The sequence below is a fragment of the Algoriphagus mannitolivorans DSM 15301 genome, assembly GCF_000429425.1.
GTDB lineage: Bacteria > Bacteroidota > Bacteroidia > Cytophagales > Cyclobacteriaceae > Algoriphagus > Algoriphagus mannitolivorans.
In genome coordinates this window covers 79,619-91,691 of record NZ_AUBV01000001.1, presented here as the reverse complement: position 1 = coordinate 91,691, position 12,073 = coordinate 79,619, and the positions used below count along the sequence as shown (strand labels likewise).

The window sequence follows — 12,073 nt, the reverse complement described above, 5'->3', positions numbered from 1 at the left end:
AAATTTGCCCTATTCAAACGTTTGCACCAAAGTGATGAAAAAAGATTGGTTTTTTGTCTATTTTAGGGTTTTTGAGAGGATTTTCGAATCAAAAGTTCAGTTTCCAACACAATGGAGTTTTTGGGTCCTTCGATATTTCCTTTTTTATCAATCATATCCAATAGCAATTCTGTCGCTCTGACTCCCATTTGGAATCCGGGTTGGGCCACAGAAGATAAGCTTGGTTCCAACATGGTACAGAATTGCCAATCGCTAAACCCTACAATTCCAATTTGGTCGGGGACTTTTAAGCCTAGTTCTCGGCAAGCCATCATCGCACCGACAGCTGCCATATCATTGTGAGCAAAAAATGCATCTGGCTTTGGAACTGCCCTTTTTAGAACCTCTGTAGTGATATCTTTTGCCTCATTTTCATTACCTCGGGGGCTTTCTATAATCCAGCTGGGTTGATGCTGAATTCCGTAGTCCTCCAAAGCGGCCAAGTATCCCCTTGCTCGTTCTGTAGAAATCGAAAGATATTTAGGGCCAGCCAGATGATAAATCTTCCGATAACCCTGTTGAATGAGATGTTGAGTGGCAGCATATGCACCTTGATAATCATCTACGGTGACATTGAGCGTATTTTCCAATTTGGGTACTCGGTCAAAAAACACGATTGGGAAATTCTTTTCCAGGAGTCTGGAAAAATGCTCAAAATCCTCGGTCTCTTTGGAATAACTTACCAATAGACCATCAATTTGATTGGCCAGCATGGTGTCAATACTTGTTTTTTCTCTGGAAACCTTTTCATTGGTTTGGGTCAAAATAACATTGTAACCTTTGGAGAAGGCTACTTCTTCAATTCCACTGATTACAGTGGAGAAAAAGAAGTGAACTACTTCCGGAATGATTACTCCAATCGTGAAGGATTGACTTTTTCTCAAAGATCGGGCAAGGGCATTGGGGCGGTAGTTCATTTTTTCCGCCATCTCTCTGACTTTCCTTTTTGTCTCATCACTGATCCCCGGATAATCCTTCAGGGCTCTGGAAATAGTGGAAGAAGATACGTTCAGTTCCCTAGCCAAATCTTTAATTGTAGCTTGATCAAGCTTCATAAAAGTTTAATTATTCCAAGAATTTATTTTAATGAATCGTCATTACAGTTTTATGCAGACAGATAAAACCGTAAAACCCCAATTTCACTTATAAATTCGAATTCCCACCTATTGTTTCAAAAAAATGTTACTGAAAGAAAACGATACCGCAATCGTCTGCATAAATTAAATTCAGGTAATGTGGGTTAAATGATTGAAAAAGAAAGATCAATCTATTAAGTTCTTATCAGCAAAAGGTTAAAACCTGCCTTGAACTTGGTTTTTCAAGCTTTTTAGGTTTTATAAATCCAATAGCGAATATAATTATTCGAATAACCCAAAATCTCCGAGTTTCCCTTGAAAAAGTTCCGATTTCACCTTTTCATTCTTCTCTTTTTAACTACCATCTTTTCATGGGCTCAGGTCACTACGGAGCCGGCCATTCCACTTGCCTCTCAGCAAGTAAGAATAATTTATGATGCTTCTAAAGGTACCTCAGGTCTGAAAGATTGCAATTGTGACGTTTATATTCACATCGGTGCCGTCACCGCAGGTCCAGCTTCTACCACTTGGTCGATTGTTCCTTTCCAATGGGGAACCACCAATCCTGCCGCCAAAATGACCAAAGTTCAGGGTCAGACTAACCTCTATACCTTCGACCTCACTCCAAATACCTTTTTCCCTAATCCAAGTGGATTGACCATTTATCGGCTTGGCTTGGTTTTCAGAAATGCGGATGGTACCAAGGAGGGGAAAACTACTTCCAACTCAGACTTTTTTGTGGATTTGTCCCAGGGCTTTCAGGTGGTTTTTACTCAACCGCAATCCAATGCGCTTTCTTTACAGGTCGGCGACACATTTGAATTCAAGGCAGAGTCATCCGAGCTTGCAGATTTGACATTGGAACTCAATGGGAATAAGGTGGCTGAAAAGGCAAATGCCAAGGAAATCACCTACTCATTTTTAGCTTCATCTGCGGGGACATTTCAGATGACGGCAAAAGCTCAAAAGGGGGCTGATACTAATTCTAAAACAGTCAACCTAACCGTTTTCACGCCCTCCGAAAAAGCCCCATTGCCGGCCGGAGTGAGACTTGGAATCAATTACCTTTCTTCCACAGAGGCAGTATTGGCTCTGCAAGCCCCCAAAAAGAACATTGTGCATGTAATCGGGGATTTTAATGATTGGAAGATTTTGCCAGAATATCAGATGAAAGTTACTCCTGATGGAGAAATTTTCTGGTTGAATATCGAAGGGCTTCTTCCAAAGCAAGAGTATATTTTTCAATACCTTGTAGATGGGGAGATTCGAATCGGTGATCCCTATACCGATAAAACTTCTGATCCTTTCAATGATCAGGAGATCATCAACCAAGGCCGTTATCCAGGTTTAAAGCCTTATCCTTCAGGAAAAACCAACTTTCAGGCATCATATCTCCAAACAGATCAGGATCCATTTTTATGGAAAAACTTAACCTATACCCGCCCCAAACCAGAGGAGCTGGTGGTATATGAATTATTGGTCCGGGACTTTGATGATCGAAGAACTTACAAGGCAGTATTGGAGCGTCTGGATTATTTGAAGGATTTGGGAGTAAATGCTATCGAATTGATGCCAGTAGGGGAGTTTGAGGGAAATCTCTCTTGGGGATATAATCCTTCTTTTTTCTTTGCCCCGGATAAGTATTACGGTACCAAAAATGACTTAAAAACCCTCATTGATGAAGCTCATGGAAAGGGGATTATGGTCATTTTGGACTTGGTACTAAACCATGCTTTTGGCCAAAATCCTATGGTTAGGCTGTATAACGACGGGGATTATGGTGCACCAACTTTGGATAATCCTTGGTTCAACCGAGAAGCCAAGCACCCCTTTAATGTGGGCTATGATTTTAACCATGAGAGTGCTTATACCAAGGCTTTTGTGGATTCGGTGAATTCTTACTGGCTTAGCGAATACAAAATTGACGGGATTCGATTTGACCTTTCCAAGGGATTTACTCAAGTCAACAGTGGAAATAATGTAGGTCAATGGTCCCAGTACGATGCCTCAAGAATCAAAATCTGGAAGCATATCTATGATCGAATCAAAGCCAAGCATCCTGAGGCCTATGTGATTTTGGAGCATCTGTCCGAAAATTCAGAAGAAAAAGAGTTGGCGGATTATGGTCTGATGTTTTGGGGAAATATGAACGGTACTTCGCGAAACTTGGCCAAAGGCAACAACGACAACATGCAGGGTGCATATTTCAAAAACAGAGGCTGGATAAAAAATCATCTGATCGCCTATCAGGAATCCCACGACGAAGAAAGGGTCATGTGGGAAACTCTGAATTTTGGGTTGACTTCTCCTGTAAACCTAAAGGATTTGGAAAATGCCGTCAATCGACAGCAAATCATGACTGCTTTTTATTTTGCTATTCCTGGTCCTAAAATGCTGTGGCAATTCGGGGAGTTTGGATACGATCTGGAGCTGAACAACGATCGGTTGGCAGTGAAGCCTACCCGTTGGGATTATTTGAATAATCCTGAAAGAGTCAGGCTTTTCAAGCTTTATCAGGAAATGATCAAGCTTAAGTCAAACTATCCTGTCTTTTCCAATCCTGCCAACGCGTCCATTAATTTGACCTCAACTTTCAAAACCATCCATTTGAATCATGCTGAGATGGAGGTGTTTTTGTTCGGCAACTTCGACTTGGAGAGCAAAGGCTCCCTTCAGGTACAGTTTCCAAAAGCCGGGAAATGGTACAATTATTTCACCGGGGAAGAACTAAACTTGAGTTCAACTCAAAGGTCGTTTGGATTTCGACCCAATGAATTTTATCTCTTTACAGATAAGCCACTTCCAAAACCCGGACCTGGTATTTTGCAAACCGATTACATCACCGGTATTCCTGAATCCATTTCCTTGGAAGGCTTAAAGATGTATCCTATACCCGCTGAGGGAACCTTGACTATTGAGTTGCCTAATGAAATGGAACAGATCAATTACCGGGTGATTGATATGTCCGGGAGGGTGGTTTTGGAAGGTGAAAGCCAAGCCGGAAACCAGAATTTAGACCTTTATCTAGGTGAAATTACTCGTGGGATTTATATCTTTGAGGCGTTTGATACCAAGCGGGTACTGCACCAACGCTTTATTAAAAATTAATCTAACCTATCTCATACTATGAAATTTAAGCCTGGAGTAAAGTACGGCAACGAATTGAGAGACCTTTACGCATACGCCAAAGAAAATGAATTTGCATTTCCTGCGGTAAACGTAATCGGAACTAACTCTGTCAATGCTGTTTTAGAAACTGCCAAAAAAGTAAATTCTCCTGTAATCATTCAGTTCTCCAACGGAGGAGCGCAGTTTTTTGCCGGGAAAAGTCTACCTAACGATAAACAACAAGCAAGCATTGCAGGTGGTATATCAGGTGCTCATCACGTTCATCAGATGGCAGAAGCTTATGGTGTGCCGGTAATCTTGCACACCGACCACGCAGCCTTGAAGCTATTGCCTTGGATCGATGGTCTTTTGGAAGCAGGTAAGGCATACTATGCCACACACAAAAAGCCATTGTTCAGCTCTCACATGTTGGATCTTTCGGAAGAACCTTTGAATGAAAACGTTGAAATTTCCGCGAAATACTTCGAACAAATGTCCAAGCTTGAAATGGCAATTGAGATCGAACTTGGGGTAACAGGTGGAGAAGAAGACGGTGTGGATAACACGGATGTGGATTCTTCCAAGCTTTACACTCAGCCTGAGGAAGTAGCTTATGCTTATGAGCATTTGAAAAAAATCGGTGATCTCTTCACCATTGCTGCGGCCTTTGGGAATGTTCACGGGGTATATAAGCCAGGTAACGTGAGTTTGAAGCCAATCATTCTCAAAAACTCCCAAGAATACATCAATGAGAAGTTCGGTACTACCGGTAAGCCTTTGAACTTCGTATTCCACGGTGGTTCTGGATCCTCTGTGGAGGAAATCCGCGAAGCTAACAGCTACGGTTCAATCAAAATGAATATTGACACCGATATGCAGTGGGCAACTTGGGAAGGTATCCTGAATTATTACAAAAAGAATGAGGCCTATCTTCAAGGACAATTGGGTAATCCAGAAGGTCCTGATTCTCCAAACAAGAAATATTACGATCCAAGAGCTTGGTTGAGAAAAGGTGAAGAAAGCTTTGTGAAGCGTCTTGAGTTGGCTTTTGATATGCTGAATGCAGTAAACAGAAATTAATAGAAAATATTAACTCTTTGAAAAAGTCACTTAATGGGTGACTTTTTCTTTTACAGATAACCTATGAAAATTAACCTACTCCTAAGCTCCGTTTTGTCACTTGCTATTTTATCCGCTTGCTCTAAAAAAGAGCCTGAAGTGAAGAATTATTGGCCTCAAGCCGGGGTCACCTATGAAATTTTTGTCCAATCTTTTCAAGACTCCAATGGGGACGGTATTGGTGACTTTAATGGAGTCATCCAAAAGCTAGACCACGTAAAGGAGTTAGGCGCAAATGCAATTTGGTTTATGCCAATCATGCCTTCACCGACTTATCATAAGTATGATGTGACGGATTATAAAGCGGTACATCCTGATTATGGGACGATGGAGGAATTCAAAAATCTGATTGCAGAGGCTCATAAACGTGATATTAAAATTGTGATTGATATGATCATCAATCACACTTCTACCGAGCATCCTTGGTTTCAAGAGTCCAAATCTGGCAGAGATAATCCTTATCGGGATTATTATGTATGGGCTCAAAAAGACACCATTGCTGATTTTTTGAATAAAAAGACTATCACCTTGGATTCAGATAATATCCGCCAATGGCATGATCCGGGTCAGGGAGAGGATTATTACTATGGCTTTTTCTGGGGTGGAATGCCGGATCTGAATTTTGACAATCCAAAAGTCAGAGAAGAAATTTATGAAATAGGTAGGTTTTGGCTGGAAGAAGTCGGGGTAGATGGGTTCCGTCTGGATGCTGCGAAGCATATTTTTCCTGATGACCGACCATTGGATAATCATGCATTTTGGAAGGAGTTTCGGGCCAAAATGGAAGCCATCAAGCCCGATATTTATTTGGTGGGAGAGGTGTATGACAAAAAGGAAATTGTTGCTCCTTATCTCCCGGGTTTGCCTGCGCTGTTCAATTTTGATTTCCATTACACCTTGTTGGAAACCATGAACACCGAAGACGGAATGCTTTTAGCCAAGAAGCAAAAAGACATAATCGATTTTTACCAAGGAATTACACCAAATTTCATTGACGCGACCATCTCTTCTAACCATGACCAGCCCCGTTTGCTCAATGAACTTGGCTCTGATCCTGATAAGTACAAACAGGCCATTGCGGTACTATTGACTATGCCGGGCGCTCCGTATTTGTATTATGGAGAGGAAATCGGAATGCTAGGACTCAAACCAGATGAGAATATTCGCGAACCGTTTCTATGGGATGTAAAGGAAAAAGATACAGGAAGACCTACCTGGATAGACGCCAAATACAGTACTGATAAAACAGTGACTCCTTTGGCACTACAAAAAAATGATCCTAAAAGTTATTTCAATCATTATAAGTCTTTGATCAAGCTTCGAAATTCCTTTCCTGCCTTAGCTATCGGCACATTGGAATTACCCAAAACTGAATACCCCAAATCTATCATGGCTTACTTGAGAAAAAGTGGGAATCAGGAAATTTTCGTCATTCATAATGTGGGCAAAGCCGAGGTAGAAGTTCAAATTCCAGAAGGTTTTGAAAAAGTGATATTTGGACTTGGAGATGGATTGAATGTCTCTGGGACTTTGAAGCTTAGTGGAAATGCCACAAGAGTCTTCGAAAAGTAAAGAAAAGGGCCGGTTTTATTAACCGGCCCTTTTCTTTACTGAGTCCCCAGCCTTTTAGAAACACCAATTCCTAACGCTAGAAAATGGCCATCCCCAATTTCCTGAACAGAATACTGAAGAGATGCTTCAGGCCGGAAAATCCAATTTCCGGGAGCGGTGATTCCTAAGCCTAGATTCAGTTTTAACAGGCCATCTTCTGGACCTGTTTCTTCCTCGAGTGGAATTAAAAAGCTCGGAGTAGCATTTATCTGCAAGTTTTTTCCCAAAGGGAAACTGAAAATGAAGGAAGGCTCCATCATCCAAGAATCAAACTCATCTCCGAAATTGACTCCAACTGGAAAATAGAGTGCAAATCTTCCGGATTCGGTGGAGAATTTTGGACCCAGATAAATTGTGTTGAAGCCAAAATCTCCGCCTTCTTTAGAACTGAATCTGTCGTATCGGATTCTGATTTCTGTTTTTTCTGAGATTCCGGCTCCGAGCAGCAGCCCATAATTGTTGAAAATACCTTCGCTTTCTCCATCGCTCCCTATGCTCAAGGAGGAGTAAAGCCCGGAAAATTCCCAAGCCCCTTTTCCAATAGCCTCTCCACTGAGAAAAGAGTTACCAAATTGCGCATTTCCTTTCAAGACCGGAAGGAAAAAAAGGATCATTAAAATCCTTAGTTTTGGGAATAAGTTTTGATTTTTCATGATGAATTTGTCAGAGTTTTTCGTGCTGACACCGCACGGGTTTGGTTAAAAATTCATGGAAAAATGAAATTCAAAATCGCCTTCGGCCACTTGAATTCTCGGTAATTCTAGAAAAATATCTTTGGTGCCCGGAAGTAATAAAACAAAGAGGCTCTGGTATTATTGAGAAAATTTGAGATCTGAATTCTCATTGGCTAATGAAAAGCGCAAAAAACTCAAAATGAATTCTTCTTTGAGAATATTTTGGAGAATATCAAAAAATGAAACTCCTGACTTTTGGATTTAGAAGTAACAAAAAAGCCAGTTCAAAAGAAAAAGAACTGGCTTTGGACTTAAGTGGATAGGATGTTGGCCACTCTTAAATCCTCGTCGTCAACTTCTTTGTCACCTACAATGGCTTTAACTATTGGGGTATAGACTACTTTGTTGTTGATCAAGCCTGCCATCACATCGTATTTGCCCTGCATAAGGCCTTCTACGGCCGCTACTCCAAGTTTGGAAGCAAGTAGGCGGTCAAAGGATGTCGGCGCCCCTCCTCGCTGCAAATGGCCAAGGATAGTGACTTTGATGTCGTAGTAGGGAAGGTGTTTCTTGACTTTGTCTGCAATTTCTTGAGCTGAACCACTTTTTCCGCCTTCAGCAACTATCACAATGTTGGAAGTCTTTTTCGCTTTTGAACGGGACTTCAGTTTTTCGACCAAAGTCTCGATTTGGGTTTTTCTTTCTGGAATCAAAATCGCAGCAGAAGCACTTCCAATTCCGGCATTGATGGCTATAAATCCAGCGTCACGTCCCATCACCTCTACGAAAAACAATCGGTCGTGCGAGGTGGCAGTGTCTCGGATTTTATCAATGGCTTCAATAGCGGTGTTGCAGGCAGTATCAAATCCAATCGTGGAGTCTGTTCCCGATAGGTCATTGTCGATCGTGCCGGGAAGTCCCACTGCGGGAATTCCATATTCTTGATAGAATAGGTGAGCTCCCGTCAAGGATCCATCACCACCGATCACTACCAAAGCATCGATTCCGTGGGATTTGAGGTTTTCATAAGCTTTCTTTCTTCCCTCTGCCGTTCTGAACTCATCACTTCTTGCAGATTTCAAGAAAGTACCTCCTCGTTCCAACACATGCGTGATGTTTTTGGAGTCAAGCTTTTTGATGTCGTTTTGGATCATACCCTCGTAGCCTCGGTAGATCCCATACATTTCCAGTCCGTAATAAAAACCCGCTCTCACGGCAGCACGGATTGCTGCATTCATGCCGGGGGCATCCCCACCTGAAGTGAGCACACCGATTTTTTTGATATTCTTAGGTTCCATAGGTTTGTGTTAAGGCTTTGAACATGAGTTCTGCAGATGCTGGGTTGGTAGCCAAGGGAATATTGTGGACATCACATATTCTCATGAGCATCTGAACGTCAGGTTCGTGTGGGTGTTTGTCTAAAGGATCTCTGAAGAAAATAACTGCGGATAATTGTTTTTCAGCTGCCATTGCGGCAATCTGAGCATCTCCTCCCAGTGGGCCGGAAAGCAACCTTTGAACTTCAAATCCTGATTTTTCGATGTGGGAACCCGTAGTGCCAGTAGCAACCAGTTCAACATCAGCTCGCTGAAGGGCTTCGCGAAATCCGCCTAAAAAATGAACCATGTCGGCCTTTTTGCCATCATGGGCGATTAAAGCGATTTTCATAAATAGGTGTTAATAGGTACGCGTCAAATTTAGGGAAAATATCTTTTCCAATAGTATTTAAGGAACAGTGAAGTATCCTGTTCAGTCCTTTTCTAAATGATAATACTAAACTATTTGAAGGGTTTGGGCCATTCTCCTTCAAGAAAACTATAATAGATTGTGTCTCTTCGCCTTCCATGGGTCATTTGAGTATGACTGCGGAGAATCCCTTCTTCTACTGCTCCGATTTTCAATAAGGCCTTTCTGGCTGGTAAATTTAATACGTCCGTCTTAATCTCCACGCGCTTCAATTTCAGTGTTTCAAAACAGTAGTCGAGCATCACTTTTTTCATTTGCCCGTTTATTCCGGAGCCTTGAAATTCTTTACCAATCCAAGTCCAACCTATTTCAAGTCTTCGGTCCCTAGCAGAAAAACTTCCAAATGCCGTGGAACCGGCTACTTTGCCTGAGCTTTGGTCGATCACCACAAACTGCAATCTTTCTCCCAAAAAGTGTCCCGCTGCCCATTCTTCAAATTCTTCGGGCTTACTCAGATCTTGGGTGAAATAAATCCAAAGCTTGGGATCTGTAGTTAGTTCCTGAAGCATGGAAAAGTCCTGCCGGGTAAGTGGCCTCAGCAGGACTTTTTCATTTTTTAGAATTAAATCTCTTGCAACCATTAACCTAGGACCTCTCGGATTGCCTGATTATAAAGGTTCACTTCTTCAATGGTTCCGGTCGAAACCCTACACCAGTCATTTAGAGGAGGGAATGGCCTTCCAATGATAAATCCTTTTTGAGCCATGGTTTTATTGAGCTCTAGGATGTCTTTTCCGGAATGAAAAAAGATAAAATTAGCGTGAGAATCCAAGTAGGGAAGCTTGAGGTCGTCTAAGGTCTTAGTAAGCAGTGCTTTTGCTTCTTCAGCCTTTTTGATTGAAAACTGGTAAAACTCATTGTCCTTCAAAGCGGCTTTGCTCGCTTCTATGGCCATGATATTTGTGTTAGCGACGACTCTTTCCTGAAGTTTTTTCGCAAGCTCTGGCTTAGCAATCAGGTAGCCCATTCGGATGCCCGCCAATCCATAAACCTTGGAAAAAGTTCTGGACACCACCACATCATGCCCTTTTTTGACCAGTTCCACCATGGAAGGGTAATTAGGCTGAGTGATGTAATCGTAATATGCCTCGTCACTGAAGACCACCGCACGTTTGCTTACTGTTTCGCAAAAGTCCATGACCCGATCAGCAGGCAATAATTTCCCGGTTGGATTGTTAGGATTGCAAAGGAAGACCAAACGCGTCTCATGCGATACCCGTTTTTCGATTTCATCCAGATCAAAATCCAAATCTTTGGTCAATGGAACCCAATTGATTTCTGTACCCCACAGTTCGGCATATTCCATCATGGATAGAAATGTCGGTGCGCAGGTGATTATTTCTCCACCTTTTCCAAAGGTAATTCCAGCTACCTTGAGTCCCTCAGTAGATCCTGCCACCAAGACAATATGGTCTTCAGGAACTCCTTCTTTTTCAGCAACCATTTTTACCAAGGCCGAATTATAAGACCAAGGGTAACGGCACCCATCATCAAAAGCAGCAATCATGGCCTGACGCATTTTCTCGGATGGACCATAGGGATTTTCATTGGATCCCAATCGGATTGGACCAGCCAATGGGCGTGGGTTAAACTTTCGGATTTCTTCCGCAGTGAGGGAAGTAGCTAAGCCATTGGCGCCCAAAAACGCCATACCACTTCCCAATGAAGCTGATTTCAGCCATTCTCTTCTTGATATTCCTTTCATCATACTATCGTTTTGATTGGTAAAATACTAAGCAATTGCCAAGAGTGTTAATAAAATTTCATTTTTCCTTAAACTTTGTTTGCATTCTGTTTTTGAATCAAAAAGGATGAAATAGAAATTTTTATTCTGAAAATCCTTTTAATTCAAAATATATTTTTAAATTATCTGTAACACAAATAACCCTAAACCCTTTATCATATGAAAAAGCTATTATTGCTCTTGGTTGCCGGGTTGCTGTGGTCAGGCATTCTTCAAGCCCAGCAAACTCAATACATGGTATTCGATTTTATTAAAGTAGAAAAGGATCAACTTTTTGATTACATCGAATTCAAAGATTTATTGGAAAAGGTTTACCGACAAGCGTTAAATGATAAACAAATAAATGGCTGGGATTTTTGGTCCCTCCAAAATGGAGCAGATGGAGGAAACTTCCAGTACATCATGATCACCTATTTCAATGATCCCGTCAAAATGATGAATGGATTGGACGATGAAGCCATTGTCCAATACACCAAAATCGCCTATCCCCATCTTTCGGATGTCCAGGTGAGATCTTTATTTAAGCAATCCTTAAGTATGCGCGAACTTCCCATGAGATTATATATGAAAGTAGTAGCGGCCACAGAGGACAATTTTCAGTTTAAACCGGGTGTATTGGCTTCTTTTGATTTGATGAAGGCTGTGGAGGGCAAATATGGTGAATATGAAAAGGCTGAAATTGAAGTGTTTAAGCCGATTCACCAAAGCAGAATTGATAAGGGTTTGATGGGGCATTGGTCATTCTTGAGGGCTGCATTGCCTCAAGGATCAGAAGCCGGAAGCACTCATTTGACGGTAAACCTTTTTAAGGATTATATGCAGTTCTTTAATGCTCAAGCTTATGAGGATTTAAATCAGACAGCGGAACAAAGGGCCGCAGTTAATGCAGGATTAAACTCAAGGGATCAGAAATGGATTTACCTTGCCACATTAGAAAATGTAGTTAGATGACAGTC

At 41.6% G+C, this 12,073-nt stretch carries 10 protein-coding genes; 4 read left to right on the top strand and 6 right to left on the bottom strand.

From position 1 onward, the window contains the following. Positions 1-62: 62 nt before the first annotated feature. Positions 63-1,094: a LacI family DNA-binding transcriptional regulator gene (locus tag G458_RS0100405; RefSeq protein ID WP_026950144.1), complete on the bottom strand. Its 1,032-nt coding sequence runs from the start codon at positions 1,092-1,094 to the stop codon at positions 63-65. Between the two features lie 336 nt (positions 1,095-1,430). Between G458_RS0100405 and G458_RS19955 the strand changes: the two genes are divergently transcribed. From G458_RS19955 to G458_RS0100390, 3 genes are all read left to right on the top strand, one after another. Further along, entirely contained in the window at positions 1,431-4,223 is a 2,793-nt protein-coding gene (locus G458_RS19955) for an alpha-amylase family glycosyl hydrolase (RefSeq protein ID WP_084438791.1), read from the top strand. 18 nt (positions 4,224-4,241) lie between these two features. Next, entirely contained in the window at positions 4,242-5,303 is a 1,062-nt protein-coding gene (fbaA, locus tag G458_RS0100395) for a class II fructose-bisphosphate aldolase (RefSeq protein WP_026950143.1), read from the top strand. A 63-nt stretch (positions 5,304-5,366) separates the two neighbouring features. Continuing rightward, positions 5,367-6,914 (top strand): alpha-amylase family glycosyl hydrolase, encoded by a 1,548-nt coding sequence (locus G458_RS0100390; RefSeq protein WP_026950142.1) that lies wholly within the window; start codon positions 5,367-5,369, stop codon positions 6,912-6,914. A gap of 35 nt (positions 6,915-6,949) precedes the next feature. Here G458_RS0100390 and G458_RS0100385 read toward each other — a convergent pair whose 3' ends face one another. The 5 genes from G458_RS0100385 to G458_RS0100355 all read right to left on the bottom strand — a co-directional run bounded on the left by G458_RS0100385 (position 6,950) and on the right by G458_RS0100355 (position 11,081). Next, entirely contained in the window at positions 6,950-7,567 is a 618-nt protein-coding gene (locus G458_RS0100385) for a hypothetical protein (protein WP_157359639.1), read from the bottom strand. 371 nt (positions 7,568-7,938) lie between these two features. After that, a complete protein-coding gene (gene pfkA, locus G458_RS0100370; protein WP_026950140.1) occupies positions 7,939-8,925 on the bottom strand; it encodes a 6-phosphofructokinase in 987 nt (328 codons plus the stop codon). Further along, on the bottom strand, positions 8,915-9,295 hold the full coding sequence (locus G458_RS0100365; RefSeq protein ID WP_026950139.1) for a methylglyoxal synthase: 381 nt from the start codon (positions 9,293-9,295) through the stop codon (positions 8,915-8,917). Before G458_RS0100365 ends, pfkA begins: the two co-directional genes overlap by 11 nt. A 110-nt stretch (positions 9,296-9,405) precedes the next feature. Then, positions 9,406-9,954: a GNAT family N-acetyltransferase gene (locus tag G458_RS0100360; protein ID WP_026950138.1), complete on the bottom strand. Its 549-nt coding sequence runs from the start codon at positions 9,952-9,954 to the stop codon at positions 9,406-9,408. Continuing rightward, positions 9,954-11,081: a pyridoxal phosphate-dependent aminotransferase gene (locus G458_RS0100355; protein WP_245579206.1), complete on the bottom strand. Its 1,128-nt coding sequence runs from the start codon at positions 11,079-11,081 to the stop codon at positions 9,954-9,956. Before G458_RS0100355 ends, G458_RS0100360 begins: the two co-directional genes overlap by 1 nt. A gap of 195 nt (positions 11,082-11,276) precedes the next feature. On the opposite strand from G458_RS0100355, the gene G458_RS0100350 reads away from it, so the two are divergent. Continuing rightward, positions 11,277-12,068: a hypothetical protein gene (locus G458_RS0100350; protein ID WP_026950136.1), complete on the top strand. Its 792-nt coding sequence runs from the start codon at positions 11,277-11,279 to the stop codon at positions 12,066-12,068. Positions 12,069-12,073: the final 5 nt, after the last annotated feature.